Source organism: Nocardia sp. 149-1B, from assembly GCF_057747975.1.
In genome coordinates, this window is the sequence record NZ_CM173233.1 from 4,816,264 (window position 1) to 4,842,835 (window position 26,572).

General features: G+C 71.3%; 30 protein-coding genes and 1 tRNA gene. 17 read left to right on the forward strand and 14 right to left on the reverse strand.

Annotation, left to right across the window (positions count from 1 at the left end; translation table 11 throughout):
* The first annotated feature begins 26 nt into the window (after window positions 1–26).
* Both AC3ANS_RS23080 and AC3ANS_RS23085 read left to right on the forward strand, forming a co-directional pair.
* Window positions 27–1,109, forward strand: a complete 1,083-nt coding sequence (locus AC3ANS_RS23080; RefSeq protein WP_488293908.1) for an LLM class flavin-dependent oxidoreductase — start codon at window positions 27–29, stop codon at window positions 1,107–1,109.
* The gene (locus AC3ANS_RS23085) at window positions 1,106–1,756 is read left to right on the forward strand and encodes an NADPH-dependent F420 reductase (protein ID WP_488293909.1); all 651 of its coding nucleotides are present in this window, start codon (window positions 1,106–1,108) and stop codon (window positions 1,754–1,756) included. Before AC3ANS_RS23080 ends, AC3ANS_RS23085 begins: the two co-directional genes overlap by 4 nt.
* 135 nt (window positions 1,757–1,891) lie before the next feature.
* On the opposite strand, the gene AC3ANS_RS23090 is transcribed toward AC3ANS_RS23085, so the two are convergent.
* Both AC3ANS_RS23090 and AC3ANS_RS23095 read right to left on the reverse strand, forming a co-directional pair.
* Window positions 1,892–2,419: a VOC family protein gene (locus AC3ANS_RS23090; protein ID WP_488293910.1), complete on the reverse strand. Its 528-nt coding sequence runs from the start codon at window positions 2,417–2,419 to the stop codon at window positions 1,892–1,894.
* A 40-nt stretch (window positions 2,420–2,459) separates the two neighbouring features.
* On the reverse strand, window positions 2,460–3,299 hold the full coding sequence (locus AC3ANS_RS23095; RefSeq protein WP_488293911.1) for an enoyl-CoA hydratase/isomerase family protein: 840 nt from the start codon (window positions 3,297–3,299) through the stop codon (window positions 2,460–2,462).
* Between the two features lie 119 nt (window positions 3,300–3,418).
* Between AC3ANS_RS23095 and AC3ANS_RS23100 the strand changes: the two genes are divergently transcribed.
* Entirely contained in the window at window positions 3,419–3,796 is a 378-nt protein-coding gene (locus AC3ANS_RS23100) for a winged helix-turn-helix transcriptional regulator (protein WP_488293912.1), read from the forward strand.
* A 37-nt stretch (window positions 3,797–3,833) separates the two neighbouring features.
* On the opposite strand, the gene AC3ANS_RS23105 is transcribed toward AC3ANS_RS23100, so the two are convergent.
* On the reverse strand, window positions 3,834–4,307 hold the full coding sequence (locus AC3ANS_RS23105) for a MarR family winged helix-turn-helix transcriptional regulator (RefSeq protein WP_488293913.1): 474 nt from the start codon (window positions 4,305–4,307) through the stop codon (window positions 3,834–3,836).
* A gap of 87 nt (window positions 4,308–4,394) precedes the next feature.
* Here AC3ANS_RS23105 and AC3ANS_RS23110 point away from each other — a divergent pair, with 87 nt between their 5' ends.
* Window positions 4,395–5,387 carry an NAD-dependent epimerase/dehydratase family protein gene (locus AC3ANS_RS23110; protein WP_488293914.1) on the forward strand — a complete coding sequence of 331 codons (993 nt, stop codon included), beginning with the start codon at window positions 4,395–4,397 and terminating at the stop codon, window positions 5,385–5,387.
* 113 nt (window positions 5,388–5,500) lie between these two features.
* On the opposite strand, the gene AC3ANS_RS23115 is transcribed toward AC3ANS_RS23110, so the two are convergent.
* Window positions 5,501–5,584 (reverse strand) — tRNA-Leu (locus AC3ANS_RS23115).
* A gap of 232 nt (window positions 5,585–5,816) precedes the next feature.
* Between AC3ANS_RS23115 and AC3ANS_RS23120 the strand changes: the two genes are divergently transcribed.
* From AC3ANS_RS23120 to pknB, 7 genes are read left to right on the forward strand one after another with little or no spacing between them, the layout of a single operon-like run.
* Window positions 5,817–6,527, forward strand: a complete 711-nt coding sequence (locus AC3ANS_RS23120; protein ID WP_488293915.1) for an FHA domain-containing protein — start codon at window positions 5,817–5,819, stop codon at window positions 6,525–6,527.
* 2 nt (window positions 6,528–6,529) lie between these two features.
* Complete coding sequence (locus tag AC3ANS_RS23125) at window positions 6,530–7,009, forward strand: FHA domain-containing protein FhaB/FipA (RefSeq protein WP_488293916.1); 480 nt, start codon at window positions 6,530–6,532, stop codon at window positions 7,007–7,009.
* Between the two features lie 5 nt (window positions 7,010–7,014).
* Window positions 7,015–8,355, forward strand: coding sequence for a PP2C family protein-serine/threonine phosphatase (locus AC3ANS_RS23130; RefSeq protein ID WP_488293917.1), 1,341 nt, complete (start codon window positions 7,015–7,017; stop codon window positions 8,353–8,355).
* Complete coding sequence (locus AC3ANS_RS23135; RefSeq protein ID WP_488293918.1) at window positions 8,355–9,782, forward strand: FtsW/RodA/SpoVE family cell cycle protein; 1,428 nt, start codon at window positions 8,355–8,357, stop codon at window positions 9,780–9,782. Before AC3ANS_RS23130 ends, AC3ANS_RS23135 begins: the two co-directional genes overlap by 1 nt.
* The gene (locus AC3ANS_RS23140) at window positions 9,779–11,251 is read left to right on the forward strand and encodes a peptidoglycan D,D-transpeptidase FtsI family protein (protein ID WP_488293919.1); all 1,473 of its coding nucleotides are present in this window, start codon (window positions 9,779–9,781) and stop codon (window positions 11,249–11,251) included. The genes AC3ANS_RS23135 and AC3ANS_RS23140 overlap by 4 nt, the downstream gene beginning before the upstream one ends.
* On the forward strand, window positions 11,248–12,648 hold the full coding sequence (locus AC3ANS_RS23145) for a protein kinase domain-containing protein (protein WP_488293920.1): 1,401 nt from the start codon (window positions 11,248–11,250) through the stop codon (window positions 12,646–12,648). The genes AC3ANS_RS23140 and AC3ANS_RS23145 overlap by 4 nt, the downstream gene beginning before the upstream one ends.
* Window positions 12,645–14,486, forward strand: coding sequence for a Stk1 family PASTA domain-containing Ser/Thr kinase (gene pknB, locus AC3ANS_RS23150; RefSeq protein ID WP_488293921.1), 1,842 nt, complete (start codon window positions 12,645–12,647; stop codon window positions 14,484–14,486). The genes AC3ANS_RS23145 and pknB overlap by 4 nt, the downstream gene beginning before the upstream one ends.
* Here the strand turns inward: pknB and AC3ANS_RS23155 are convergent.
* A complete protein-coding gene (locus AC3ANS_RS23155; RefSeq protein ID WP_488293922.1) occupies window positions 14,413–15,234 on the reverse strand; it encodes a DUF881 domain-containing protein in 822 nt (273 codons plus the stop codon). The genes pknB and AC3ANS_RS23155 overlap by 74 nt on opposite strands.
* Before the next feature lie 79 nt (window positions 15,235–15,313).
* Here AC3ANS_RS23155 and AC3ANS_RS23160 point away from each other — a divergent pair, with 79 nt between their 5' ends.
* Window positions 15,314–15,766: a cell division protein CrgA gene (locus AC3ANS_RS23160; RefSeq protein ID WP_488293923.1), complete on the forward strand. Its 453-nt coding sequence runs from the start codon at window positions 15,314–15,316 to the stop codon at window positions 15,764–15,766.
* Window positions 15,767–16,185: 419 nt separating this feature from the next.
* Here AC3ANS_RS23160 and AC3ANS_RS23165 read toward each other — a convergent pair whose 3' ends face one another.
* Both AC3ANS_RS23165 and AC3ANS_RS23170 read right to left on the reverse strand, forming a co-directional pair.
* Window positions 16,186–17,115, reverse strand: a complete 930-nt coding sequence (locus AC3ANS_RS23165; RefSeq protein ID WP_488293924.1) for a rhomboid family intramembrane serine protease — start codon at window positions 17,113–17,115, stop codon at window positions 16,186–16,188.
* A gap of 29 nt (window positions 17,116–17,144) precedes the next feature.
* Entirely contained in the window at window positions 17,145–17,657 is a 513-nt protein-coding gene (locus tag AC3ANS_RS23170) for a peptidylprolyl isomerase (RefSeq protein ID WP_488293925.1), read from the reverse strand.
* A 166-nt stretch (window positions 17,658–17,823) separates the two neighbouring features.
* Between AC3ANS_RS23170 and AC3ANS_RS23175 the strand changes: the two genes are divergently transcribed.
* Window positions 17,824–18,495 (forward strand): hypothetical protein, encoded by a 672-nt coding sequence (locus tag AC3ANS_RS23175; RefSeq protein WP_488293926.1) that lies wholly within the window; start codon window positions 17,824–17,826, stop codon window positions 18,493–18,495.
* A gap of 8 nt (window positions 18,496–18,503) precedes the next feature.
* Here AC3ANS_RS23175 and AC3ANS_RS23180 read toward each other — a convergent pair whose 3' ends face one another.
* The 4 genes from AC3ANS_RS23180 to AC3ANS_RS23195 are packed head-to-tail and all read right to left on the reverse strand — an operon-like array spanning window position 18,504 to window position 21,518.
* Window positions 18,504–19,520, reverse strand: coding sequence for a 1-acyl-sn-glycerol-3-phosphate acyltransferase (locus AC3ANS_RS23180; RefSeq protein WP_488293927.1), 1,017 nt, complete (start codon window positions 19,518–19,520; stop codon window positions 18,504–18,506).
* A complete protein-coding gene (locus AC3ANS_RS23185) occupies window positions 19,517–20,368 on the reverse strand; it encodes a patatin-like phospholipase family protein (protein WP_488293928.1) in 852 nt (283 codons plus the stop codon). Before AC3ANS_RS23185 ends, AC3ANS_RS23180 begins: the two co-directional genes overlap by 4 nt.
* Before the next feature lie 18 nt (window positions 20,369–20,386).
* A complete protein-coding gene (locus AC3ANS_RS23190) occupies window positions 20,387–20,731 on the reverse strand; it encodes a DUF3817 domain-containing protein (protein ID WP_488293929.1) in 345 nt (114 codons plus the stop codon).
* A gap of 4 nt (window positions 20,732–20,735) precedes the next feature.
* On the reverse strand, window positions 20,736–21,518 hold the full coding sequence (locus AC3ANS_RS23195) for an SURF1 family protein (protein ID WP_488293930.1): 783 nt from the start codon (window positions 21,516–21,518) through the stop codon (window positions 20,736–20,738).
* 95 nt (window positions 21,519–21,613) lie between these two features.
* Here AC3ANS_RS23195 and AC3ANS_RS23200 point away from each other — a divergent pair, with 95 nt between their 5' ends.
* Both AC3ANS_RS23200 and AC3ANS_RS23205 read left to right on the forward strand, forming a co-directional pair.
* Complete coding sequence (locus tag AC3ANS_RS23200; protein WP_488293931.1) at window positions 21,614–22,366, forward strand: FadR/GntR family transcriptional regulator; 753 nt, start codon at window positions 21,614–21,616, stop codon at window positions 22,364–22,366.
* Window positions 22,363–23,091 (forward strand): sterol desaturase family protein, encoded by a 729-nt coding sequence (locus tag AC3ANS_RS23205; protein ID WP_488293932.1) that lies wholly within the window; start codon window positions 22,363–22,365, stop codon window positions 23,089–23,091. Before AC3ANS_RS23200 ends, AC3ANS_RS23205 begins: the two co-directional genes overlap by 4 nt.
* A 10-nt stretch (window positions 23,092–23,101) precedes the next feature.
* Here the strand turns inward: AC3ANS_RS23205 and AC3ANS_RS23210 are convergent, their stop codons facing one another.
* Genes AC3ANS_RS23210 through AC3ANS_RS23220 form a run of 3 tightly spaced genes read right to left on the reverse strand, consistent with a single transcriptional unit; the run spans window position 23,102 to window position 24,428 of the window.
* Entirely contained in the window at window positions 23,102–23,737 is a 636-nt protein-coding gene (locus AC3ANS_RS23210) for an HAD family hydrolase (protein WP_488293933.1), read from the reverse strand.
* Window positions 23,734–24,198 carry a PTS sugar transporter subunit IIA gene (locus AC3ANS_RS23215; protein ID WP_488293934.1) on the reverse strand — a complete coding sequence of 155 codons (465 nt, stop codon included), beginning with the start codon at window positions 24,196–24,198 and terminating at the stop codon, window positions 23,734–23,736. The genes AC3ANS_RS23210 and AC3ANS_RS23215 overlap by 4 nt, the downstream gene beginning before the upstream one ends.
* Window positions 24,195–24,428 carry a PTS sugar transporter subunit IIB gene (locus tag AC3ANS_RS23220; RefSeq protein ID WP_488293935.1) on the reverse strand — a complete coding sequence of 78 codons (234 nt, stop codon included), beginning with the start codon at window positions 24,426–24,428 and terminating at the stop codon, window positions 24,195–24,197. The genes AC3ANS_RS23215 and AC3ANS_RS23220 overlap by 4 nt, the downstream gene beginning before the upstream one ends.
* Before the next feature lie 119 nt (window positions 24,429–24,547).
* Here AC3ANS_RS23220 and AC3ANS_RS23225 point away from each other — a divergent pair, with 119 nt between their 5' ends.
* Both AC3ANS_RS23225 and AC3ANS_RS23230 read left to right on the forward strand, forming a co-directional pair.
* A complete protein-coding gene (locus AC3ANS_RS23225) occupies window positions 24,548–25,312 on the forward strand; it encodes a GntR family transcriptional regulator (protein ID WP_488293936.1) in 765 nt (254 codons plus the stop codon).
* Window positions 25,313–25,401: 89 nt separating this feature from the next.
* The gene (locus AC3ANS_RS23230) at window positions 25,402–26,565 is read left to right on the forward strand and encodes a PTS transporter subunit EIIC (protein ID WP_488296553.1); all 1,164 of its coding nucleotides are present in this window, start codon (window positions 25,402–25,404) and stop codon (window positions 26,563–26,565) included.
* The last annotated feature ends 7 nt before the right edge of the window (window positions 26,566–26,572 follow it).

Below are 26,572 nucleotides of genomic sequence, written 5' to 3' on the forward strand. Positions count from 1 at the left end.
GTGCCCCCACGAAAGGCAGTGCCTCCATGTCCACGCCCTACGAGTCCCTGGAGTTCGGGCTCGACACCTTCGGTGACCTTCCCGAGGACGCCGACGGCACCCAGCTCTCCTACGCCGCCGCCATCCGTCAGGTCGTCGACGAGGCCGTCCTCGCCGATCGGCTCGGCGTCGACGTGATCGCTGTCGGCGAGCACCACCGACCCGAGTTCGCGATCTCCTCGCCCGACACGGTGCTGGCCGGCATCGCCACCCGCACCGAGCGGATCAAGCTCGCCTCCGGGGTCACGGTCTTGTCCTCCGACGACCCCGTGCGGGTCTTCCAGCGGTTCGCGACCATCGACGCCCTCTCGAACGGTCGCGCGCAGGTGATCCTCGGCCGCGGCTCGTTCACCGAGTCCTTCCCGCTGTTCGGCTACGACCTGCGCGACTACGACGTGCTCTTCGAGGAGAAGATCGAGCTGTTCGCGAAGCTGCTCGAGGAGAAGCCCGTCACCTGGCAGGGCACCAAGCGCGCCCCGCTGGTCGACGCGGACGTCTTCCCCAAGACCGAGTCGGGCCACCTCGACACCTGGGTCGGCGTGGGCGGGTCCCCGCAGTCGGTCGTCCGCACGGCCCGCTACGGCCTGCCCCTGATGATCGCGATCATCGGTGGCCCCCCGGACCGCTTCGCGCCGTACGTCGACCTCTACCGCCGGGCAGCCGAGCAGTTCGGCACCGTCGCGCACCCGGTGGGCATGCACTCGCCGGGGTTCATCGCCGAGACCGACCAGGAGGCCGCCGAGATCGTGTGGCCCGGCTACAAGGTGGTCCGCGACCGGATCGGCGCCGACCGGGGCTGGGCTCCGGTCACACGCGCCGAGTTCGACGCCGAGATCGCCCACGGCTCGCTCTACATCGGGTCCCCGGAGACCGTCGCGCAGAAGATCGCATCGGCCGTCCGCACGCTCGACGTCGGTCGCTTCGACCTCATCTACACGACCGGCGGCTTCCCCGCGGCGGCCCGGCTGCGCGCCGTCGACCTCTACGGCACCGAGGTGATCCCGCGGGTCCGCGAGCTGCTGGCGACCCGGGACGCGGGCCAGGACGCAGCCCCGGGCGCCCCCTCATGACGGCACCGGTGCGTGTGCTCGGCATCCTCGGCGCCGGCAAGGTCGGCACCGTGCTCGCCCAGCTCGCGGTCGCCGGCGGGTACGACGTCCTCGTCGCCGCGTCGGGCGATCCCGAGAAGATCGCGCTGACCGTCGAGGTGCTCGCGCCCGGCGCCAGGGCGACCACCGCCGAGGACGCCGCGCGGCGCGCCGACGTCGTCGTGCTCGCGCTGCCCCTCGGCAAGCATCGGGGCATCCCGGTCGACGCCCTCGCCGGCAAGCTGGTCATCGACGCGATGAACTACTGGTGGGAGGTCGACGGCATCCGCGAGGACTTCACCGACCCCGCCACCTCGACCAGCGAGATCGTCCAGGCGTTCCTCACCGACGCGCGCGTGGTCAAGGCGTTCAACCACATGGGCTACCACGACCTCGAGGACGAGGCCCGGCCAGCCGACACGGCCGGTCGGAAGGCGATCGCGATCGCCGGCGACGACCCGGCCGATCTCGACGTGGTCGCCGACATCGTCGACCGCCTCGGGTTCGACGCCGTGGTCGCCGGATCGCTCGCCGACCGCGTACGCCTCCAGCCGGGCACCGAGCCGTTCGGCGCCGACGTGGACAGCGCGGAGCTGCACGCGATGATCGCCCGGTTCCCCGTCGCCTGACGGGCCGAGGTCAGGTCAGGTGCGGCCCCGGCCGATCAGGCCCCGGACGGCGAGCTGGGCGACCGCGACGGCGCCGGTGGCGACCTTTCTCCGGAGCGGAGGGGTCGCCACCGGGCAGTGAGCTCCCGCGCACGGTCACATGAGCGACTCGAGGCTGCGCACGGGGTCGGACCCGTCCCACGCCGCGCCGGCGGCGGCGATGCGCTCCATCATCCTCAGGTTCGCGTCATCGGGCCCGAGGAGCTCGGTCATGCACCCGATCTGCTCGCGGGTGTCGTAGTAGATGAACTCCATCTGGTGGGGACCGAACGTCCCCTCGTGGGCCACCTCGATCCCGAGTCGGCGGAACCGCTCGCGCTCCACGGCGACGTCGTCGACAAGGGCACAGACGTGATGCATGGCGGGCGAGCCTCCCGGCGCGCTGTCGCGATAGGCGGACCCGGCGTCGTTGTGCTGCTCGATGAGCTCGATCTGCATCCCACCGACCTGTCCGAGCGCGAAGCTGAAGTCGATGGTGCTGGGTCGGCCGCGATGGAGGACGGTGGACTCGACATGGCGGATGACGAAGAACGGTCCGACGGAGGCGGTGTCCAGCCAGCGCTGCACAGCGGCGTCGAGGTCGTCGACGACCCATGCGGCCTGGAGGAACGACTTGTTCGGCATGACTCTCACGCTCTCTGGATCGGTGGCGGCTCGACGGAGGTCAGGCATCCGCGGCGACCTGCCGCAGGAAGCCCTCCAAGTCGCGCTCGGGACCGTCGGTCTGCAGGTCACGATCCATGGCGAGCTTCATCTTGGCGGCCGGTGCGTCCCGGCCGACGAGCTCGTTCCAGGCGTCGTGCTCGGCGTTCATCCCCCGGGTGAGGTCCGCCGCGGGCAGGGCTCGCTTGGCTCCCTCGATCACACCAGGATCGAGTGCGGCGATGTTGCGGGCCAAGGTCGTGACGAACCTGTCGAGGTCGGCGTCGGGGACCGCGCGATTGATCCAGCCGTAGAGAGCGGCCGTCTCGGCATCGAGGAGCTCGGCGCCGAGAACCACCTCGAGCGCGCGGTTGCGCCCGGACCGCTCGAGCAGGAACTGGGTGCCGCCGCCCCCGGGGATGATGCCGAGCAGCACCTCGCTCTGCGCGATCTTGCCTCGCTCGGTCCCCGCGAAGGCCATGTCGGCGGCGGCCACGAACTCGGCGCCCCCGGCACGGGCGATGCCCGCGAGCTTGACGATGGTGACCTGGGGCTGACTGCGCAGCAGCTCGCCGATGCCCTGGTGGACGTTGACGTGGGGGTAGTCCCCCGCGACCGCTTGCAGGTCGGGGTAGCTGTCGAAGATCCCGAAGTCGACGTGGGCGAGGAAGAACTCCTCGTGAGCGCTCTCGAAGACGACGACACGGACCGAGTCGTCGTCTCGCAGGTGCCGTCCGAGCAGGTCGTGCAGCTCGAGCATCATCCGTCCGTCGAGGGTGTTCACGGGTGGGTGGTCCAGCACCACGGTCGCGACACCGTCGGCGACGGTCACGTGGAGCGAGGTGTAGTCAGGGAGGTTCATGGGTCGGCTTTCTAGGTTGTCGTAATGACTGTAGGTTTGCGATGCATACCTACCCTTGGCCCGCCGACCCGCACCGTCAAGAACGCACTTTCCCCGTACTAGGGATCCCCGAGGACACCATGCCGACCCCTTCGTCACCCCCCATCCAGCCCCGTTTCGTCGCCACCTGCCCGACCCGGCCGATCCTCGACCAGGTCGCGGACAAGTGGTCGATGATGATCCTGACCGTGCTCGAGCAGCCGACCCGGTTCAACGAGATCAAGCGCCAGCTCGAGGGCGTCACCCAGCGCGTGCTCACCCAGACGCTGCGACGACTCGAGCGCAACGGGCTCGTCGAGCGCCGGATCCTGCCCACGTCCCCGGTCGGCGTCGAGTACTCCCTCACCCCCCTCGGCGAGTCGTTCCGCGAACCGTTCATCCGGCTCTACGAGTGGTCGCTCGCACACAGCAACGAGATCGAGGACGCGCAGCATCGGTACGACGCGCGACAGGACTGAACGCGCCGACCTTCCCCCGCGGACCCACGCCGGCCCGTCAGGACTCGACGGATCGCTCGCCTCCGGCCGCTGAGTTGCCCAGCGCTTGCAGGATCTCGCGCAACATCCAGAGCTGCTCGGCGGTGAGCGGCCGGAAGAGCTCCTCGGCCGCCCGTTCGTAGCCGGCGGCCCACTGTTCGGCGAGAACCCCTCCCTCCTCGGTGACTCGCAAGAGGACCGAACGGCGGTCGTCCGCACTGGCGTGGCGCTCGAGCAGGCCGTCACGGACGAGAGCATCGACCAGCGTGGAGGCCGTGCCCTGGGCGATGCCGACCGCGAGGGCGAGCTCGGTCAGCCGCACCGGCTGCGACCGGGCCACCTCCGTCACCAGCCGCGACCGCGGCGTCGAGACGCCATGCTCGCCCAACCGCTCGTCGAACCGGCGCACCAGGACCTTCGCCGTACGACTGAACTCGTCGGCGACCTCCGCCGCACTGGGCCTCTTCGCACTGGGCCTCTTGGGCTTCGGCACCACCCGACCTCCTCCTTGACCACCGATCAGGACTCAGGTTACATAGACGTCAATACATTGACGTCAAACTATTCGAGGTAGAACAACATGAAGATCTTCGTCACCGGCGGCAGCGGGTTCGTCGGCAGCACTCTCGTCCGTCGGCTGGCGACCGAGGGGCACACGGTGGTCGGTCTCGCCAGGTCCGGCTCGAGCATCCAGCGCGTGAGGGCAGCCGGCGCGGAGCCGGTCGCCGGCGACCTCGCCGATCTCGGGCGGACGGGCCGGGAGTCGACGGCACCGGCCTGGCTGTCCGCGTTGGAGGACGTCGACGCGGTGGTGCACGTCGCAGCCCACATGGACTTCTGGGGTCCCGACGCGCTGTTCGAGCGGACCAACCTGGCGCCGACCACCGCCCTGCACGCAGCGTGCGTCGCCGCCGGCGTACGTCGTTTCGTTCTCGTCAGCGCCGCGTCGGTCTCCACCGGCTCACAACGACTCCCCGTGCTCGACGAGTCGACACCGGAGGGTCGGCCCAACATCGCCTACAGCCGCGTCAAGCTCGCCACCGAACGCGCGTTGCTGGCCGCCGAGAGCGGGGACACCGAGCTGGTGGTGATCCGGCCGCCGTTCATCTGGGGCCGGGGGATGACGACGATCGATGAGATCGCCCAGGTCGCCGAGGCGGGTCGGTTCGCGTGGATCGACCACGGCAAGCACGTCGTCGACTTCATCCACGTCGAGAATCTCGCCGGCGCGCTCCTCCTCGCGCTCACCCGCGGGCGCCCCCGAGGCGTCTACTACATCTCCGACGGCACGCCCATGTCGCTCCGGGAGTTCCTCACCCCACTGTTGGCGACCCGCGGTGTCGACGTGTCGGAGAGCCGCAGCGTCCCGCGAGCGGTGGCCGCGCCGATGGCCGCCACGATGGACGGCGCGGCTCGCCTGCTTCGCCGCACGACAGCGCCGCCGCTGACGAACTGGCTCGTCAGCTGGACCGGCCGTGACCGGTCCTACGACATCACTGCTGCCCGGACCGAGCTGGGCTACTCCCCTGTCGTGACGGTGCAGGAGGGCCTGCGGCAGATGAGCCTCCCGTGAGCCGATCCGCCGTGTGCGGCTCGACCGGGACCATCTCGTCGGCCTCCGCGAACGCAGCCGCGCGGACGGCGGCCGGAAATGAGTAAAGCCCCAGTCACCTGGGGCTACTCACGTGCGCGAGGGGGGAGTTGAACCCCCACGCCCTTTCGGGCACACGGACCTGAACCGTGCGCGTCTGCCTATTCCGCCACTCGCGCGTGAAGCGGGCCAAGGCTATCCCAGGCCTCGGGTTTGTCCCAAACCGGCACCGCGGGCGGCGACGATCAGCCGCCGGGCACTCCGGCACGCGTACGACGCCGGCTCGGACGACCCCGTTACGATCGGTCGGAACCCGGCCGCCGGTCGGGGTGTCTGGCCGTGGGCTCCGCCGCAGGTTTGGCGGACGCGCAGGCGGGCACGACCACCGGGACCTGGACGGAAGGAGGCGGCGTGGGCGGACTCCAGAAGCTGGAGCACCGGCTCGAGCAGATGATCTCCGGCGCGTTCGCGCGCGCGTTCCGCTCAGCGGTCCAGCCGGTCGAGATCGCCGCCGCTCTCCAGCGCGAGTGCGACAACAACGCCCAGATCCTCTCCCGCGACCGCCGGCTGGTCCCCAACGACTTCCACGTCGAGCTCTCGCAGACCGACCTCGACCGGCTCTCGCCCTACGACTCCGCGCTCGCCGCCGACCTCGCGACGCAGCTGCGCGACCACGCCGACCAGCAGGGCTACGTGTTCCCCGGCGCGGTGTCGATCGCGTTCGAGCAGGCCGAGGACCTCACGACCGGCCGGTTCCGCATCCGCAGCAGCGCCCAGGCCAAGGTCACCAGTGGTGCCACCAACACCCAGGTGGGACGGGCACGCGCGGTCCTCGAGGTCAACGGCACCCGGCACCCGCTCCAGGCACCCGGACTCGTCGTGGGTCGCGGCACGGAGGCCGACGTACGCATCAACGACCCCGGCGTGAGCCGGCGCCACGTCGAGTTCACCGTCACCGGATCGCCCAGCGGCTCGGGGCTCGCGATCGAGGTCCAGGACCTGGGCTCGACCAACGGCATGCTCGTCGACGGGCACCGGATCACCCACACCTCCCTGCGCGACGGGTCGCAGGTCAAGGTCGGCAACACCACGATGACCGTCCGCATCCTCGAGGAGGGCTGAGGATGTCCGAGCTCACGCTGTTCCTCATCCGGATCGCCTACCTGGCGATCCTCTGGATCTTCGTGCTCTCGGCGATCTCGGTGATCCGCTCCGACATGTTCGGTGCGCGGGTGCCCGAGGCCGCGCGCGCCGGCGGGCGGGGCGCGGGCCGGGCACCCAAGCCGGCCAAGACGTCGGGCAAGCGGCGTGGCACCCCCACCCACCTGTACGTCACCGAGGGCTCGAACGCCGGCGAGCGCGTCGACCTCGAGCGCGCGCCGATCCTGATCGGCCGCGGTGCCGACGCCGCCATCCGGCTCGACGACGACTACGTCTCCACCCGGCACGCGCGCATCGCCGCCTCCGGCGACCAGTGGTTCGTCGAGGACCTCGGCTCCACCAACGGCACCTACGTCGGCACGGTCCGCATCACCCAGCCGACCACGATCACCCTCGGCACCCAGGTGCGCATCGGCAAGACGATCCTGGAGCTCAGGAAGTAGCCACCGTGACCCAGACGCCAGCAGCGGTGCCCCCGACGAGCCTGCGCCTGCGATTCGCCGCGATCTCCGACGTCGGCCGGGTCCGCAAGGACAACCAGGACTCCGGGTACGTCGGCCCCTGGCTCGTCGCGGTCTGCGACGGCGTGGGCGGCGCGGCCCGTGGCGACATCGCCTCCAGCACCGCGATCGCCCAGCTCCGGCGGCTCGACGAGCCCCCGGCCGGCCCCTCCGGCGATGACCGGTCCCCCGACGACCTGCTCACGAAGGTCGCCGGAGCGCTCCACCGCGCGCACGACCGCATCAACGAGCTCGCCGACGAGGACCCGAGCCTGGACGGCACCAGCACCACCGCCACCGTGGCGCTCTTCGACGGCGCCCGGGTCGGCATCGGCCACGTCGGCGACAGCCGGGCCTACCTCTTCCGCGACCGCGAGATCACCCGCCTCACCTCCGACCACACGTTCGTGCAGACCCTCATCGACGAGGGCCGCATCACCGAGGCGGAGGCGCGGGTCCACCCGCACCGCAACCTGATCCTCAATGCCCTGGGCGGGCCCGGCGACGTCGAGCCCGACCTCTTCGTGATCGAGCTCGCGCCCGGCGACCGGCTGCTGCTGTGCAGCGACGGCGCCAGTGGCGTGCTCGACGACCACCGCCTCGCCGACATCCTGGCCACCGGCAGCCCCGAGTTCGCCTCGGTCGAGCTGGTCCGCGCCAGCCTCGAGGCCGGCAGCTCCGACAACGTCACCTGCCTGGTCGCCGACGCCGTCGACGCGTCATCCCCGCTCGCGCCCGGCGAGGCCGGCGAGCCGGTGCTGGTCGGCGCCGCTGCCGAGCGCCGGCTGCCGCGACAGCGTGGCGGTGGGATGGGCGGGCTGTTCCGCGGACACCGCTCCGGTGACACCGGCGAGCTCGAGCCCGTCCAGGCCGAGATCCCCGGGGACCTGCCGTTCGCGATCACCGCCGACCCGATCGATCCTGAGGAGGCGCGCTACGCACCGCGCCCGCCGCGCCGCTTCGTGTGGCTCAAGCGGCTGCTCGCGCTCGTCGCGCTGGTCGGGCTGGCCTGGGTCGGCCTCGCGGCCGCGTGGTCGTGGACCCAGGACCAGTACTACGTCGGCGAGGACGACGGCACGGTCGTCATCTTCCGCGGCATCAACACCGAGCTGGCCGGGTTCTCGCTCTCCGACCCCTACGAGACCACCGACGTGCAGCTCGACCGCCTCGGCGAGATCGAGGCCGACCGGGTCCGCGAGGGCATCGCCTACGACAACCTCGGCGACGCCGAGAAGAAGGTCCAGGACCTCGCCGCCCGCCAGACACCCGTGACCGAGAGCGCGGGCTGATGTCCCAGACCACTGCCTCTCCCGGATCCTCCAGCCTGATGGGGTTCGTCCATCGGCGACGCCGCGGCGCCGAGCTGTTCCTGCTCGTGCTCGCCCTGGCCGTCGGCATCGGCGCCTACGCCGCCGTCGGCATCGGAGTGCAGGGCAAGGTCCCCGCCGACCTGCTGGGGTACGGCGGCTGGCTGGCCGCCCTGGTCATCGCCGCCCACGTGGTGATCCGCTTCGTCGCGCCGTACGCCGATCCGGTGCTCCTGCCGGTGGTCGCCGCGCTCAACGGGCTCGGGCTGGCCGTCATCCACCGGCTCGACCTGGCCAAGGAGGCGGCCGACAAGCCGCACGCGTTCGCCGAGCAGCAGCTCACCTGGATGACGCTCGGGGTCGTGCTGTTCGTGATCACGCTGCTCGCACTGCGCGACCACCGGGTGCTGCAGCGGTTCACCTACACCAGCGGGCTGGCGGCGATCGTGCTGCTGCTGCTGCCGATGCTCCCCGGGATCGGCCGCACCATCAACGGCGCGCGCATCTGGATCCACCTCGGCCCGTTCAGCTTCCAGCCCGGCGAGGTCGCCAAGGTCCTGCTGGTGGTCACGTTCGCCGGCTACCTCGTGCTGCACCGTGACGCGCTGGCGCTCGCCGGCCGCCGGGTGCTCTTCGTCGACCTGCCCCGCGGACGCGACCTCGGTCCGATCCTCGCGATGTGGGCCGTCAGCCTCGGCATCCTGGTGCGCCAGCAGGACCTCGGCTCGAGCCTGCTGTTCTTCGGGCTCTTCCTCGTGATGCTGTACGTCGCCACCGAGCGACCCGGCTGGCTCGTCGTCGGTGGCCTGCTGTTCGCCGCCGGCGCGACCCTGGCCTACTACCTCTTCAGCCACGTCCAGGTCCGCTTCGACATCTGGCTGCACCCGTTCGACTACTACGACAAGAACGGCGACTCGGCCTTCCAACCCGTCGAGGCGCAGTTCGGGATGGGCTGGGGCGGCCTGATCGGCCGCGGGTTCGGTGACGGCGACCCCAACCGGGTGCCGTTCGCGGAGTCAGACTTCATCATGGCCGCGATCGGCGAGGAGCTCGGTCTCACCGCGGTCATCGCTGTGATCCTGCTCTACGGCCTGATCGTCGAGCGCGCCCTGCGGACTGCCCTGATCTGCCGCGACGGGTTCGGCAAGCTGGTGGCCACCGGCCTCGGCAGCGTCTTCGCGCTGCAGGTGTTCGTGGTGGTCGGCGGCGTCACCAGCCTGATCCCGCTGACCGGTCTCACCACCCCGTTCCTGTCGTACGGCGGGTCCTCGCTGATCGCGAACTGGGTGATCGTGGCGATCCTGCTGCGGATCTCCGACCAGGCCCGCCGGCCCACGCCCCAGCTGTCCGACGACACCACGGCGATCAGTGACGACGCCACCCAGGTGGTCAAGGCGGTGCGCCCGTGAACAAGCCGATCCGCACGATCTCGACGTTCTGCCTGCTGCTGTTCCTCGCGCTGATGATCAACGCGACCTACCTGCAGTACTGGAAGGCCGACAAGCTCAACGACGACCCGCAGAACCGCCGGGTGCTGGTGGCGTCGTACTCCCGCGAGCGTGGCGCGATCACCGTCGGCGCCAAGGCGGTCGCGGAGAGCGTGGAGTCCGACGACGAGTACAAGTTCCAGCGCACCTACCCCAAGCCGCTGGAGTACGCCCCGCTCACCGGGTGGTTCAGCTACTACAGCTCCACCGGCATCGAGCAGACCCGCAACGACGTGCTGTCCGGTGACGACTCCCGGCTGTTCGTCACCAAGCTCGTCGACCTGCTGAGCAACGACCCGACCAAGGGCGGCAACGTCCGGCTGACGATCGACCCGGCGGCCCAGGACGCGGCGTTCGAGGGGCTCAAGGCCCTGGGCCCGAACGTGCAGGGGTCCGTGGTCGCGATCCAGCCCAACACCGGCAAGATCCTGGCGATGGTGTCGCTGCCGACGTACGACCCCAACAAGCTCGCCTCGCACGACCTGTCCGAGGTCACCAAGGACTTCAACACCCTCAACGACGACCCCACGCAGCCGCTGCTCAACCGCGCCATCCAGACCCGGCTCCCTCCCGGCTCGACGTTCAAGGTCGTCACCGCGGCGGCCGCAATCGAGAAGGGCCTCTACACCGCCGAGGACAACGTGCCCGGCGGGTCGACCTACCAGCTGCCGCTGACCCACGGCCCGACCGGGCAGATCGACAACGAGGGCCGCTCGTGTGGCGCCAACGGGTCCAAGATCCCGTTCGCACAGGCGATGGAGCAGTCCTGCAACACCTCCTTCGCCCAGCTCGCCGGCCAGGTGGGCGCCGAGGACATGGCCAAGACGGCCGAGGGATTCGGCTTCAACAGCCACTACTTCGACGACCTGTCCCCCCAGGCGGAGTCGGTGTTCCCGACGAAGATCGACGAGGCACAGCTCGGTCAGACCGGCTTCGGCCAGTTCGACGTGTCGGCCACCCCGCTCCAGATGGCGATGGTCGCAGCCGGCCTGGCCAACGGCGGCACCGTGATGCGCCCCTACCTCGTCGACGAGGAGCAGTCCGCGGACCTCGACGTGCTCGACAAGACCGACCCGCAGGAGCTCTCCCGCGCGGTCTCGGCGGCGACCGCGAGCGAGGTCACCAAGCTGATGGTGTCCACGGTCGAGAACGGCACGGCGTCGCCGGCCGCGATCCCCGGGATCGCCGTGGCGGGCAAGACCGGCACCGCGCAGACCGGTCAGACCGACCGCTCGCCGTACGCCTGGTTCATCTCGTTCGCACCTGCGGAGAACCCGCAGGTCGCGGTGGCCGTGATGATCCAGAACGCCGACATCCCGCGCGACGAGATCGCCGGTGGCATGCTCGGCGGACCGATCGCCAAGGCCGTGATGGAGGCGGTGATCAAGTGAGCCCCGGCAGCGACCAGCAGGACCAGGGCTTCGGCTTCGCCGACGCCGAGCACCGTTACCGGCTCGACGCCCGGATCGCCACCGGCGGCATGGGTGAGGTGTGGCGCGGCACCGACACGACCCTCGGGCGCGAGGTCGCGATCAAGCTGCTCAAGAACGAGTACGCCGACGACGCGTCGTTCCGTGCCCGCTTCCAGACCGAGGCCCAGCACGCCGCCTCGCTGCACCACCCCAACATCGCCGCGGTCTACGACTTCGGCGAGGCGCCGGCCGCGGACGGGTCGGGCGTGCAGCGGCCCTACCTGGTGATGGAGCTGGTCGACGGCCAGCCGCTCTCGGCACTGCTGCGACCCGGGGAGCCGATGGACCCGGTGGCCGTCCGCGGCCTGCTGGCCCAGGCGGCCGACGGCCTCGCCGCGGCGCACGCGGGCGGCATCGTGCACCGCGACGTCAAGCCCGCCAACCTGCTGGTGACCCCCGACCGCCGGATCAAGGTCACCGACTTCGGCATCGCCCGGGCGGCCGAGGGCGTGGGGATGACCCAGACCGGCGAGGTGATGGGCACCCCGCAGTACCTCTCGCCCGAGCAGGCCCGCGGCGAGACCGCCACGCCGGCCTCCGACGTCTACTCCCTCGGCGTCGTCGCCTTCGAGTGCCTGGCCGGCCGCCGCCCGTTCGTCGCCGACACGGCGGTCGCCACCGCGCTGGCCCACCTGCGCGAGCCCGTGCCCGCGCTGCCCGACTCCGTCCCCGAGGACCTGGCCGGCGTCGTACGCCGTGCGCTCGCCAAGCTGCCCCAGGACCGGTTCGCCGACGGCGCGGCGCTCGCCGCAGCCCTGCGCGACCCGGCGACGGCCATGACGCGAGCCGTCCCCCCGGTGGTGCACGACGTCACCCAGGTGCTGCCCGGGGTGGTGCCGGCCGCGCCGACGCCCGTGCCGGGCCCGATGGCCGGCCACGTGTCCGACCCGCCCCGGGTGAGCCGCCGCAACGCGCTGTGGCCGGTCCTCGCGGTGATCGCCCTGGTCGTGGTCGCCGTGCTGGCCTTCATCCTCATCGCCCACGGCCTGGGATCCGACGACCCGCAGGACCAGCCGACCCGTTCCCCGGGTCACACGCGGCACACGCAGCCGACCTCCGAGCCACCCTCCTCGGAGCCGACCTCGGAGCCGCCGTCCTCGGAGCCCACCTCGGAGCCGCCGTCCTCGGAGCCCACCTCCGAGCCGCCGTCCTCGGAGCCGCCGACCACACCCCCCACCTCCGAGCCGCCCACCACGGCTCCCCCCACCTCGGCGAGCCCGTCCGGGGTGGCCTCCCAGCCCGTCGCGTCCTCCAGCGCGACCGCCAGCAGGTCCAGCAACAGCTCTTCCACCCAAGGCGAGGTCGACCGTCGATGACCAACCACCAGCCCACTGTCGGGGGCCGCTACGAGCTCGGCGAGCTGCTCGGCCGTGGCGGCATGGCCGAGGTCCGCAAGGGCATGGACACCCGCCTGGGCCGGGTGGTCGCGGTCAAGCGGCTGCGCACCGACCTGGCCAGCGACGCGACGTTCCAGGCGCGCTTCCGCCGCGAGGCGCAGTCTGCCGCCTCGCTGAACCACCCCGCGATCGCCGCGGTCTACGACACCGGCGAGGAGCCGGCTGCCGACGGGTCCGGCATCTCGCAGCCCTACATCGTCATGGAGTACGTCGCGGGCCGGACCCTGCGCGACATCCTGCGTGAGGGCCGCAAGATCCTCCCCGAACGCGCGCTGGAGATCACCAGCGGCGTGCTCGCGGCCCTCGACTACAGCCACCGCGCCGGCATCATCCACCGCGACATCAAGCCCGGCAACGTCATGCTCACCCCGAGCGGCGACGTGAAGGTGATGGACTTCGGCATCGCCCGCGCGATCAGCGACGCCTCCTCGACCATGACCCAGACCGCCGCGGTGGTCGGGACCGCGCAGTACCTCTCCCCCGAGCAGGCCCGCGGCGAGACCGTCGACTCCCGCTCGGACGTCTACTCCGCCGGCTGCCTGCTCTACGAGCTGCTCACCGGGCGGCCGCCGTTCGTGGGCGACAGCCCGGTCGCGGTGGCCTACCAGCACGTGCGCGAGCCCGCCGTACCTCCCTCCGACCACGACACCGAGCTGCCCGGCGAGATCGACGCGATCGTGATGAAGGCGCTCGCCAAGCGGGTCGAGGACCGGTACCAGTCGGCCGCCGCGATGCGCAGCGACATCGAGCGCTACCTCGGCGGCCGCCCCGTCCAGGCTCCGATCCCCGCGCCGGTGCCGGTCGCGCCGCCCCCGTCGTACCCCACCGCACCCACCGCCGTGGTGGGCGCGGTGCCGCCGGGCGGTGAGGAGCCGCCCCGCAGCCGCACGGGACTCCTGGTGCTGATCGGTGCGCTGCTCGCCGCGCTGCTGATCGCGCTGGCGTTCTTCGTCTGGCCGCGGCTGTTCGACCAGCCGCCCGAGCAGGTGCCGGTGCCGCTGGTCATCAACAAGACGCAGGCGCAGGCTCGCGCGCTGATCGGCGACGCCGGCCTGACGGTCGGCCCGATCGACCGCGAGAACAGCGACACCGTCCCGGAGGGTCGGGTGATCCGCCAGGACCCCGAGCCCGACACCTACGTCGACCCGGACTCCGCCGTCGGGATCGTGCTGTCCCTGGGGCAGGCCCAGGTGGCGATGCCCTCGGTCATCGGCAGCGACAAGGAGCAGGCGCGAGCCGAGCTCGAGGCCGACCCCTACGGGTTCGACGTGCGCCTGGAGGAGGAGGACTCCGACGAACCGGTCGGGCAGGTGGTGCGCCAGGACCCCGACCCCAACACCGCACTCGATCCGGGCAGCCAGGTCACGGTGTACTTCTCCGACGGCCCGGAGGAGGTGCCCGACGTCGTCAACGACAAGCAGGGCGCCGCCAAGAGCAAGATCCGCGCAGCCGGCTTCGTCCCCGACGTCGTCGAGAACCCCAACACCACCGAGCCGGCCGGCACCGTGATCAGCCAGTCGCCCCCGGCCGGCACGACGGCCAACCAGGGCGCGACGGTGACGATCGTGGTGTCGACGTACGAGCCGACCGAACCCACGGACACGCCGACCGACACGCCGACCGGCAGCCCGTCCGACTCACCGTCGCCGCTGTTGCGCGACCAGGCGGTGCTGCCGGGCTCGTTCAGCTCCCGGACGGCGGGACGAGCGGGACGGCGTAGCTCAGGTCGAGGAGGCCGTCGTACGCCGGAGCGGTGACGTCGTCCTCGAGCTGGAGGTCCCAGCCGACGGAGATGTCGGGGTCGGCGGCGTCCTCGCGGTAGCCCGCGAGGTAGGGGTCTTCCTCGATCGCGGTCAATAGCGCGCCCTGGTCGCCGACGGCCTGGATCACGTACGGCTGGGGGTAGGGCACGCCCTGGAGCTGGACGGCGTTGCCCTCGCACTTGATGCCCGTGGTCGACACCACCCGCTGGCCGGCGATCGTCACCGCCGTCGCTCCGCCCTTCCACAGGGCGTTGACCACCGCCTGGATGTCCTGCTGGTGCACCAGGAGCTCGTTGACGTCACCGGTCGTGGAGTTGATGACGTCCTCGGGGGCGTCAGAGAGCGTGATCGACAGGCCCGGACCGCTGCGCGGGACCAGCCCGGCGGGGTCCTGCAGCTTCTCGACCTTGCGGTGGTAGCGGTTGACCTCACGGTCGCTCAGCGCGGCCGACAGCGCCTTGACCTGCCTGTCGAGTGCGAGCGACTCCTGGTGCAGCTTGTCGTACTGGTCGGCCTGGTCCTTCACCAGTGACGCGAGGTCGGTGTAGCGACCCGGTCGCAGGTCCGTGCCCTCGCTGTTGGCGGCGCTGACCACGAACAGGGCCCCGCAGAGCAGGCCCACCGCCGGCGTGCCCACCCGCCAGGCGGTGCGCCGGCGCTCGGGCGAGCGGCGGACCAGCAGGGAGCGCAGCCGCCCGGGTCCGGACGGCTCGGGGGGCCGCGCATGTGTCGGAGGGGTCACGCCGACTAAGGTAACCCGCAGCCCGTGGTGACTTCACGGGCCACGACCGTCCCGCACCGCGATCGACCCAGGAGCACCCGTGGCCAAGGCCAAGCTCGACCCTCTCGCCCCCGCTCGGGGCCCGCTGCTGTCCGTGCGCTTCGTGGTCGCGCTCGTGCTGATCGCGCTCGGCATCGCCTGGATCGCGTACTACTACGCCGTGTTCGATCCCGCCGCCTTCCCGGCGAAGGACTCCGGGTCCCCGGGCTTCATGGGTGACCTGAACGGCTGGAACTACCTCATCGGCTTCGGGCTGCTGATGCTCGGCCTGGTCATCGCCGCGCACCCCGACACCCCACTCGGTCGTGGGCGCGGCGTCGTGGTCGGCATGCTCGGCTGCTTCCTGATCGGCCTGCTGTGGATCTGCACGTACTACGTGTTCAGCAACGACCTCTCCAGCATCTGGGTGTTCAACGACCTGGGTCAGAAGAACCTCTTCGTCGGCATCGCGTTCATGGCCGTCGGTTTCACCTACGCCACGCGCTGGGAGTAGGCCGAGTCGGCGCATCTGCACGCCACCCACCGCCGAGTCGGCGCATCTGCACGCCACCCACCGCCGAGTCGGCGCATCTGCACGCCAACCACCGCCGAGTCGGCGCATCTGCACGCCACCCACCGCCGAGTCGGCGCATCTGCACGCCAACCACCGCCGAGTCGGCGCATCTGCACGCACTGCCGGTCCCCCTGGGGCCGGCAGTGCTGTTTCCACACCTGGGGACAACCATGTGGAAGAACTACATCGGTGTAGTTATCCACAGGTGATTCCACACCTGTGCACGGACCGCTGGCAGACGTCGCCGAAGGCTCCGACCTCAGGGCATCACCCAGGGGCGACTCGCGTGCAGACGCGCCGACTCGCCCCTCACACGCGTGCAGACGCGCCGACTCGGCCTACCCCGCGTGCGGGCCCGGTCAGCCGAGGGCTGCGGTGCGGAGGATGACCGCGAGCGCGGTGAGGGCCGCCACGACGACCAGGCCGGAGACCTGGAACAGCGGGCGCCGCGGACCGCGGGGGGCATAGACCAGGATGCCGGCGATCACGAGGCCACCGACGAAGCCGCCGAGGTGGCCCTGCCAGGAGATGTTGCTGACGGTCAGGGTCAGCACGAAGTTGATGCCGACCCACATCAGGAGCTGCTGCACGTTGGCGCGCAGCTTGAGGGCAACCACGAGCAGCGCGCCCATCAGGCCGAAGATTGCCCCGGAGGCGCCCACGGTGGCCTGGAACTCCGGCGCGGCCCAGTAGACCAGCGCCGAGCCGGCCAACCCGGAGAGCAGGTAGAGCGCGAGGAAGCGAACCCGGCCGATGGCCAGCTCCAGCTGCGGCCCCAGCACGTAGAGCGCGAACATGTTGAACGCGATGTGCAGCGGCTGCACGTGGGTGAACATGCTGGTGAGCAGCTGCCAGTACGCGCCGTCGTAGACACCGGGCAGCCAGTCGCCCCCACCCGCCGTGCACGCGGAGCTGCCGACCTGGAGGTTCACGAACCCGTTCTGCAGGTCGCAGAGGCCGTTGGGGCGCAGCTCGAGCCAGGCGAGCAGCCGGCTGGAGTTGCCACCGCTGGCCAGGATCGCCACCCAGACGACGAGGTTGATCCCGATCAGGACGAACGACGCGGTCGCCGCGTTGCCCGGGCGCAGGCCGCCGAACGCCGTACGCGCGCTGCGGGTGGCCTTGCGGCCCTCGGCCACGCAGTCGGGGCACTGGAAGCCCACGGCGGCGTCGCGCATGCAGTCCGGGCAGATGGGCCGGTCACAGCGCTGGCAGCGGATGTGCGTCTCACGGCCGGGGTGCCGGTAGCAGTTGGGCACCCCGGCCGGAGGCGTCGACTGGTCGGACACGTGCGGTCGTCCTCAGGATCGAAGGCTGGTCAGCCGCGGACGATCTCGACGGTCTCGATGACCACCGGCTCGACCGGGCGGTCACCGGGACCGGTGGCCGTGGTGCCGATCGCGTCGACGACGTCGCGGGAGGTCTGGTCGGCCACCTCGCCGAAGATCGTGTGCTTGAAGTTCAGCCACGTGGTCGCCCCGGTGGTGATGAAGAACTGCGAGCCGTTGGTGCCGGGTCCGGCGTTGGCCATCGCGAGCAGGTAGGGCTTGTCGAAGGTGAGCTCAGGGTGCGGCTCGTCCTTGAACGTGTAGCCGGGGCCGCCGGTGCCGGTGCCCAGGGGGCAGCCGCCCTGGATCATGAAGCCCTCGATCACCCGGTGGAACCCGAGACCGTCGTAGAACGGGCCGGTCCGGCCGTTGCCCGAGTCGTAGGCCTTGGTCCCCTCGGCGAGGCCGGTGAAGTTGGCGACCGTCTCGGGGGCGTGGTCGGGGAACAGGTTGAGCGTGATGTCGCCCCGGTTGGTCTTGAGAACGGCCTGCAGGTCAGCCATGAGTGCCTCTCACATCGGATGGGTACACCGCACAGGTGTAGTCGTGCCGTCCGATCCTCGCACGACCCGCAAGCAGCCCGCCCCGCAGCCATGCCACGTCAGCCGCTGGTTCGCCCCGGGTGACATGATCGAATGAGGCAGGACACGACGAGAGGAAGTGCCAGAGATGGGTCTGCGCAAGAAGAAGTCCCTGATCGACCAGGCAAGCGAGACCGTCAACCAGTACGTCGACCAAGTGCGGCCCCAGATCGAGTCCGCGGTCGCCACGGCGCGTGAGAAGGCCGGCCCCGCGATCGCCGACGCTCGCACCAAGGCCGCCCCCGTCATCGCCGACGCCCGTGCCAAGGCGGCACCGGTCATCGCCGACGCCCGTGCCAAGGCCGCACCTGTGATCGCCGACGCCCGCACCAAGGCCGGCCCCGCGATCGTCTCCGGCGCCGCACTGGCCGCCGAGAAGGTCGCCGCCGGTGCCAGCCTCGCCGCGGAGAAGGCCGCCGAGGCGGCGGAAGCCGCCGCCGACAAGGTTTCCGAGGTCACCACGCCCAAGAAGAAGAAGGGCGGCAAGGCCAAGAAGCTGCTGCTGCTCACCGGTCTCGCCGCGGTCGCGGCGTTCGTCGCCAAGAAGCTCCAGGGTGGTGGCCAGAGCGACAACTGGCAGTCCTCCTACACGCCGACCCCCGCGCCGACACCGACGCCGGCGCCGGCCCCGACGGACACCACGGACGACGAGGGCGGCTCGTCCCCGGACGAGGCGATCGCCGACCAGGCCGAGGCGCCGCACCCGGTGACGACGCCCGACGAGCCGGCGACGGTCGTCGACGTGGACGACACCAAGTAGGTCTCACCTCAGAGCCGGCCGGAGAGCTCCTCCGGCCGGTTCTGCTGTATCCAGGCGTCGATCTGCTCCCACCAGCCGAACAGCCAGTCGATGCGGTCGTCTCGGCCCGCGGGGATGTCCGGGCGCGGCACCTGCCACCAGCGCATCACGATCCGCTTGTCCATCGGCAGCTCGCGCCAGATGTCGCCGACGGTGACCAGGTGGTCGAGACCGGTGTGCGCGACCAGCACGACATCGGCGTCCGGTGCCGCGTCCAGGGCGGCGAGGAACCCGCCGGGCCGCGGCGCCACCACGTGGACCATCCGCTCGGCTCGGGCGGCCATCCGCTCCATCCCGATCTTGCGGAGCCGGTCGATGCCGCGCTGGCGCCGCTGGGGGGTGAAGTTTCCGCCCTCGGGGAAGATGACGAACGCGTCGTTCTCGTCCAGGCCCGAGGCCAGCGCGGCGATCTGCTCCTCCAGGCGCTCGCCCTCCGCCGGGTTGGGGGTGATGAAGCGCGCCGGGATCCGGTTGAGGATCACGTCGATCGCCGGGTCCCAGGCGAGGGTGTCCTTGAGCACCACCCGGGGCTCGCGGGAGTACCACGCCATCAGCGTGTGGATCAGCACGAACGAGTCGCCCGGGCCGGCGTGCCGGCAGCACACGAGGATCGGGCGACCCGGGTGCGCGTAGGGCGCCGGGCCCTCGGTCTCGATCCGCAGCCGCAGCACCCGCCGGGCCTCGCGGAAGAACACCCACATGGTGCCCTGGACGAGGTCGTAGTGGATGCCCTCGAAGTACGCCGAGCGCAGCTTCCACCCGAAGCCCGACGCGAGCCAGAGCCCGAGCAGCACCACCAGCAGCAGCGCCTCGCAGGTCAGGTAGACGATCGCCACCCACATGATGCGCAGCGGCCGGAGCCGCCCGGGCAGCACCGGCGACAGCGCGGCGGCCCCGATCACCCACAGCGGCAGGGTCACCCACAAGAACCCCGTCAGCACCACGACCGCCGGCGCGATCACCAGCCGCCGCAGCAAGCGGATCACGCGTCGCCCGCTGACACCGGCCCGAGCTGTTCGTCGAGGTAGGTCACCGACGCCTCGTAGGTCGCGTCGATGCGGGCCTGGACCCCGGCGAAGTCGCGGCTGCCGAGCACCGAGTCGTCGCGGCCCGACGTACCGCGCGCGGGCAGCACATAGGCCGTCACGTTCTCGGGGAGCTCCTCGAGCTCACGGATGAAGCGGTGCCGGCGGGCGATCTCGAACGACACCCGGGCGACCTCCCAGGGCCTCCGGGGCACCGCGAGCGGCCGGTCGATGCGACCGACCTGCAGCACGAAGACCCGGTCGGCGCCCAGGCGCACGGCCCGGCCCAGCGGGATGGAGTTCACGATCCCGCCGTCGAGGTAGTGCTCGTCGCCGACCTTCGCCGGCGGCAGCAGACCTGGTACGGCGGCACTGGCGACGACCGCGTCCACCAGCGGCCCGGAGTCGAACCAGTGCTCGGCGGCCCGCTCGATGCTGGCCGCGCACACCTGGAACCGGACGGGCAGGTCCTCGAAGGTCAGGTCGCCGAACTCGTCTCGGAGCGCCTGCGTGAGCGGCTTGGCCGACCACAGGTGGGTGCCTGTCGACACGGCCCGCCGTACGGTGCGCAGGGGGCTGTCGCCGTACACCTGCTGGCTCTGCGGCTGCGACGCGCTCTGCCACAGCTCGGTGAGCTTGGCGACCACGCTCGGCCGGGGCTCGCGCGCTACCAGGGCGCCGTTGAGCGCCCCCACGCTGGTGCCCAGGACCAGGTCGGGAGTGATCCCTCGCTCGAGGAGTGCCCGCAGCATGCCGACCTCGACGGCGCCGAGCACGCCGCCGCCCCCGAGCACGAACGCCGTGGTCATCCGCGGATCATGGGTTGCTCACGCGGCGGAGTGCTCCACCAGCTCGGGGGTCTCGGCGCGGACCTTTTGGTTGACTCGGTGCTCGACCCAGAAGATCAGCAGCGGGATCAGCCCGGCCACCAGCATCAGCACGGTGAAGGCGATGGTCCAGCGGGCCCGGCGCGCCAGGAGGAACGCCACCACGACGTAGATCATGAACGCCCACCCGTGGGCGACCCACAAGATGCTGACGTTCTCACCGAACCGCTGGAGGTCGCTGCCCTCCGCGGGGAGGTAGCGCAGCGGGAGCGCCACGAACGAGCAGAAGGCGAGCAGCACGCCCACGATGAACGCGAGCACCCGGTAGGACTGGAAGAGCTTCACGCCCTCAGCCTACGGACGTGGCCTCCGGGGTGGACCCGGTGCCGGCGCCGGTGCCCGCGTCGGCCTCCTCGGTGGGGTCGCCCTCGGCCTCGAGGTCGCGCGTCCAGCGCCACCAGATGAACACCGCGAACCCGCCGAAGAACCACCACTCGATCGCATAGAGCAGGTTGCGCAGCCCGGTCAGCGCGTCGACCGCGGGGAGCTGGTCCAGGGACGCGGGCTCGAGGCCCGGCGCGGGCGACTCCGCGACCCCGTAGGCGCCGTACAGGTCCTGGTCGACGTGCTGGATCAGGTCGGCGATGCGCAGCTGGGGCAGTACGTCGTCCGTCGGGTCGTCGTCGACCTGCCCGGTCCCCTGGGGTGGCTGCAGCCAGGCCGTGACCTGGGCCGGTCCGGTGGGTGGTGGGGGTGCGTCCGCCGGGTCGGGGATCCAGCCGCGGACCACCGGCAACGCCGCGCCGCCTTCGCCCCCGACCGCCAGCGGGGTGACGACCCAGTAGCCGTCGTGACCCGCGCGCTCGCGCCCCGAGATGTACACGGTCCCGCCCGGGACCCAGGTGCCCGCGGCGGTGACCGGCTGGCCGACCCGGTTGCCCGGGAAGGGGTCGTCGGGTCCGATCGCGTCGTCCAACGCGATCGGGTCGGCGTGGGTGAGGTCGGAGGCCTGGGCCTCGCGGTGCTGCTGCCAGGCGTCGAGCTGCCAGAGACCCAGCCCGACGGCGGCCGCGACGAGGACCAGGGCGAGCAGGTGCGCTCCCCAGTACCTCGGGGCGAGCGATCGGGGCACGGTGCCAGCGTACGCAGCCGGTGCGCGGAGCGGCGCTTCGGCCGATCTGGTCAGACCACTTGACCACCGACCATCCCGCTGCTTACGGTCGGCGCATGCCACTGCAGCCCGTGAGCCGACGTTCGGTCCCCGACGAGGTCTTCGACCAGGTCCTCTCCGAGGTGGTGGAGGGCGGCCTCGAGGCCGGGGAGGCGCTGCCGAGCGAGCGCCGTCTGGCCGAGGTGCTGGGTGTGTCCCGCCCAGCGGTCCGCGAGGCGCTCCAGCGGATGACCCAGACCCGGCTGCTCGACGTACGTCACGGTGGGGCGACGACCGTGCGCGACTTCCGCCGGTACGCCGGGCTCGACCTGCTCCCGCGCCTGCTCGTGCGCCGCGGTGAGCTCGACCCGGCCATCGCCCGCAGCATCCTCGAGGCCCGCCTCGTCGTCGGCCCGGGCGTGGCGGCACTGGCCGCCGAGCGGGGCGGACCCGCGCTCGAGGCGCCGCTCGGCGAGGCCGTGGACGCCCTGGGCGGCACGGACGACGGCGTCGAGCGCCAGCTGCACGCCCTGGCGTTCTGGGACCTCGTGGTCGACGCCGCCGACTCGATGGTGTTCCGGCTGATGTTCAACAGCCTGCGCGCGGCCTACGAGCCCGCGCTCGTGGCCCTGGCACCACTGATGGCCGAGGAGGTCGGCCAGGTCGGCGCCTACCGGCTGCTCACGGCCGCGATCGCCGCCGGCGACCCGGAGACGGCCCGGGCCGCGGCAGACCGGGTGCTCCGGCCGGCCACCACCAGCCTGCTCACCGCGCTGGCAGCACTGGACTCGGCAGCACTGGACTCGGACCAGCACCAGGAGGACTCATGACCGAGGCAACCACCCCCGACGTCGAGCGGTTGGCCGCGCAGCAGGTGGCGGCCGACGAGGATCGGATCACCGGCCCGCGACGCACCAACGTCTCGCTCGGCCAGGCGTGGCGATCGTTCTGGCGGCACCCCTCGCCCTGGATGCTCGGCGGCTGCCTGCTCGCCTCCGTCGTGGCCCGTGCGGCCGTGGGCGGCGGGGCCTGGTGGGAGCTGGCGGTACCGGTCGGGCTGGTGGCGATCCTGCCCGTGGTCGAGTGGGTGGTGCACGTCGGCATCCTGCACTGGCGACCGCGCTCGCTCGGTCCGGTGACCGTCGATCCCCTGCTGGCGCGCAAGCACCGCGCGCACCACGCCGACCCGCGCGCGATCCCGCTGGTCTTCGTCCCGTGGCAGGTCGAGCTGTGGCTGCTCCCGGCGTACGTCGTGGTCGCCTGGCTGGCGATGCCGACGACCGCGAGCATGCTCACGTTGCTGGTGGCGGTCTACGCGATCATGTCGGGCTACGAGTGGACCCACTACCTGCTGCACAGCGACTACCGGCCGCGGTCGCGGTGGTACCGCGCGGTCTGGCGCAACCACCGGCTGCACCACTACAAGAGCGAGCACTACTGGTTCACGGTCACGACCGCCGGCACGGCGGACCGGCTCTTCGGCACCAACCCCGACCCGGCCACGGTGCCGACGTCCCCGACCGTGCGCTCGCTGCACGCGCGCGAGGGTCTCTGACCCCGCCCCGCTAGCCGAGCTCCCGAGCCAGCGGGCGCAGGTCGCCGACGGCGCGCCGCGCGCCCGCTGCCGTGAGCAGCTCCGCGTCGTGGGTGGTGGTGACACCGATGACGTCGCCGACCCCGGCGGACACGGCGGCACGTACGCCGGCAGGCGAGTCCTCCACCGCCCAGGCATCGCCCGGCGAGACGTCCAGCCGGCGGCAGGCCTGCTCGTAGCCCGCCGGATGGGGCTTGCCGTCGATGACGTCCTCGGAGGTGACCAGGACCTCGACGTCGGCCAGGCGTGAGAGCGATCCGGCCGCCACCCGGCGTACCCACGCGGGGCCGGCGGACGTCACGATCGCGACCGGCACGCCGAGCTTGGCGGCGGCGGCGAGGATCGCGTCGGCACCGGGCACCGGCTCGGGCACGGCCGCGGGGTCGAGGTGCGCGAGGACCTCGCGCACGAGGGCAGGTAGGTCCTCGCCGGCCCAGGGCCCCGACTCGGTCGCGAACACGTCCTCCGCGCGCCGGCCCGTGAAGATCGACAGGTCCGGAAGCTCCCACCCTCGATGCGCGAAGAACCGGCGGTACGCCGCGCGGTGCACCGGCTCGGTGTCGACCAGGGTGCCGTCCAGGTCGAGCAGCAGGGCGGCAGGGATCACGAGGTGACGGTGAAGAGCACGTCGCCGACGACCGCTCTCGCGCCGGGCTCGGGCGGGGGCACCGTGCCCTTCGGGCGCTCCATCGCGATCACGGGCACCATCGTGGACATCCCGTGCTGGGCGGCGATCGCGGCAGGGTCCCAGCGCACCATCGGGTCCCCCACCTGCACGGTCGCACCCTTCTCGGTGAGCACCTCGAAGCCCTCGCCCTTGAGCCGGACGGTGTCGATCCCGAGGTGGACCAGGACGGCGACACCCTCGGCGCCCATCACGACGAACGCGTGCGGGTGCACGACCATGACCTTCCCCGCGATCGGCGCGACCACGGTGACCACACCGGAGTCGGAGCCGGGATCGATGGTGACCCCGGGCCCCATCATCTCGGTCGAGAACACCGGGTCCGGCGTCTCCGACAACGGGAGCACGCGGCCCGGGCACGGCGCGAGGACGGCGAGCGTCACATCAGGTCCTCGATGTCCTCGGCCAGGTTGTCGGCCTCGGGACCGACCACGACCTGCACGGCGTTGCCGCTCGCGATGACGCCGTGCGCGCCCGCGGCGCGCAGCGCCTTCTCGTCCACCTTCGAGCCGTCGTGCACCTCGGTGCGCAGCCGGGTGATGCACGCCTCGATCTCGACGATGTTCGCGGCCCCCCCGAGTCCGGCCAGGATCTGTTCCGCCTTGCTGCTCATGTGTGCTCCTCGACTGCTTGAGCGCCTGCCACGTCCTTGACAAGGATGCCGGGTGTGATCATCCTCACTGGTACGTACCAGAACGTACCAATCATCGGACAGGCCGTCGAGGGGGCTCTGTGGCGACAAGGCACTCGGGACTGGTCGCGGCCGGGCCACGCCCCAAGCACGTGCAGCTGCGCGATGCGCTGGCCGAGCTGGCGACCACCGAGCTCGGTCCGGACGCGGCGATCCCGTCCGAGCGGGAGCTGATGGCGACGTACGCCGTCTCCCGCGACACCGTCCGCAAGGCGATCAGCGCGCTCGTCACGGACGGGCTCCTGGTCAGGGTCCACGGCCGCGGGACCTTCGTGGCCCGGCCCCGGCTGGAGACGCAGCTGCACCTCGCGTCGTTCAGCCAGGACATGCGGCGGCGTGGCTTCACGCCGACCACCCGGTTGCTCGGGATCAGGCTTGCGGAGCCGCCGGCGGAGGTCGCCGCGGCGCTCGGGCTCGATGCGGGAGTGAAGGCCTGGCGGCTGGACCGGGTCCGGCTCGCCGACGACGAGCCCATCGCGCTGGAGAACGGCTGGCACCCGGCGGCCCTGCTGCCCGGGCTGGACCGGCACGACCTCGGCGGCTCGCTCTACGAGCTGCTCGCGCACGAGTACGGGCTGGTCATCGACACCGCCGAGCAGACCCTGTGGGGCGAGTCCGCGGGCGAGTCGGTCGCCGCCCGGCTCGACGCACCCGTGCACACCCCCCTCCTGGTGTTCCGCCGCGTCTCGCGCGCCGGCTCGATCCCCATCGAGTACGTCGTGTCCCGCTACCGCGGCGACCGCTACCAGGTCCACATGTCTCTGGGTCGTGACAGCGACCCGAGCTCCACCACCGAAGGGAAGTAGCAGTGAGCACAGCAGATGCGGTCTCGGGCACTGAGTCCCGACGCCCCAGACTCAACCTCGCCCCGTTGCAGAAGTTCGGCCGCAGCCTGATGCTGCCGATCGCCTCCCTGCCGGCAGCAGCGCTGCTGCTCCGGCTCGGGCAGAAGGACATGCTGGGTGTCGACGGTCTGGGCTGGGACCACGTAGCAACGGTGATGGGTGCCGCAGGCAACGCGTTGTTCGCCAACCTCCCGCTGCTCTTCGCGGTCGGGGTGGCGATCGGCATGGCCAAGAAGGCCGACGGCTCGACGGCGCTCGCCGCCGTGGTCGGCTACCTGGTCTTCAAGGCCGTCGGCGACGCGATGTCGCCGTACGTGCTGGACCTCGCGGACGACGGGACGCAACCGCTGATCAACTACGGCGTCCTCGGCGGCATCGTCATGGGGCTGGTCTCGGCGTTCCTCTGGCAGCGCTACCACCGCATCTCCCTGCCGCCCTACCTCGCGTTCTTCGGCGGGCGCCGGTTCGTCCCGATCATCACCGCTGCGGTGGCGATCGTGATCGCGGTGGTGACCGCCTACGCCTACTCGGCGTTCAACTCCGGCCTCACCAACCTCGGCGAGTGGGTCACCGAGAACGACGTCATCGGGGGGTTCGTCTACGGCACGATGAACCGGCTGCTGATCCCGCTCGGGCTGCACCACATCCTCAACAACCCCCCGTGGTTCGTCTTCGGCAGCTACCAGACCGGCGGCGAGGTCTACCACGGCGACATCGCCCGGTTCCTGAACGGGGACCCGACTGCCGGTGCCTTCATGACCGGCTTCTTCCCGATCATGATGTTCGCCCTACCTGCCGCCGCCCTCGCCATCTGGCACGAGGCGCGTCCGGAGCAGAAGAAGGTGGTCGGCGGCATCATGCTCTCCGCCGCGCTCACCTCGTTCCTCACCGGCGTGACCGAGCCGCTCGAGTTCGCGTTCATGTTCGTCGCGTGGCCGCTCTACCTCATGCATGCAGTGCTCACCGGCACCTCGCTCGCCTTGGTGAACGCGCTCGACATCAAGGACGGGTTCGGGTTCTCGGCCGGGCTGTTCGACTACCTGCTGAACTTCAACATCGCCAGCCGTCCCTTGTGGTTGGTCCCGATCGGCCTCGGGTACGCCGCGATCTACTACTTCAGCTTCCGGTTCGTGATCCGCAGGTGGAACCTGCGGACCCCCGGTCGCGAGGAGGAGGGCGAGGAGTCGATCGTGCTGGCGGACACGAGCGCCTGAGATCGCC

Coding starts and splice junctions, on each gene's coding strand:
- AC3ANS_RS23080 (WP_488293908.1), top strand. CDS start 27: ATGTCCACGCCCTACGAGTCCCTGGAGTTCGGGCTCGACACCTTCGGT.
- AC3ANS_RS23085 (WP_488293909.1), top strand. CDS start 1,106: ATGACGGCACCGGTGCGTGTGCTCGGCATCCTCGGCGCCGGCAAGGTC.
- AC3ANS_RS23090 (WP_488293910.1), bottom strand. CDS start 2,419: ATGCCGAACAAGTCGTTCCTCCAGGCCGCATGGGTCGTCGACGACCTC.
- AC3ANS_RS23095 (WP_488293911.1), bottom strand. CDS start 3,299: ATGAACCTCCCTGACTACACCTCGCTCCACGTGACCGTCGCCGACGGT.
- AC3ANS_RS23100 (WP_488293912.1), top strand. CDS start 3,419: ATGCCGACCCCTTCGTCACCCCCCATCCAGCCCCGTTTCGTCGCCACC.
- AC3ANS_RS23110 (WP_488293914.1), top strand. CDS start 4,395: ATGAAGATCTTCGTCACCGGCGGCAGCGGGTTCGTCGGCAGCACTCTC.
- AC3ANS_RS23125 (WP_488293916.1), top strand. CDS start 6,530: ATGTCCGAGCTCACGCTGTTCCTCATCCGGATCGCCTACCTGGCGATC.
- AC3ANS_RS23135 (WP_488293918.1), top strand. CDS start 8,355: ATGTCCCAGACCACTGCCTCTCCCGGATCCTCCAGCCTGATGGGGTTC.
- pknB (WP_488293921.1), top strand. CDS start 12,645: ATGACCAACCACCAGCCCACTGTCGGGGGCCGCTACGAGCTCGGCGAG.
- AC3ANS_RS23170 (WP_488293925.1), bottom strand. CDS start 17,657: ATGGCTGACCTGCAGGCCGTTCTCAAGACCAACCGGGGCGACATCACG.
- AC3ANS_RS23175 (WP_488293926.1), top strand. CDS start 17,824: ATGGGTCTGCGCAAGAAGAAGTCCCTGATCGACCAGGCAAGCGAGACC.
- AC3ANS_RS23185 (WP_488293928.1), bottom strand. CDS start 20,368: ATGACCACGGCGTTCGTGCTCGGGGGCGGCGGCGTGCTCGGCGCCGTC.
- AC3ANS_RS23200 (WP_488293931.1), top strand. CDS start 21,614: ATGCCACTGCAGCCCGTGAGCCGACGTTCGGTCCCCGACGAGGTCTTC.
- AC3ANS_RS23205 (WP_488293932.1), top strand. CDS start 22,363: ATGACCGAGGCAACCACCCCCGACGTCGAGCGGTTGGCCGCGCAGCAG.
- AC3ANS_RS23220 (WP_488293935.1), bottom strand. CDS start 24,428: ATGAGCAGCAAGGCGGAACAGATCCTGGCCGGACTCGGGGGGGCCGCG.
- AC3ANS_RS23230 (WP_488296553.1), top strand. CDS start 25,402: ATGCTGCCGATCGCCTCCCTGCCGGCAGCAGCGCTGCTGCTCCGGCTC.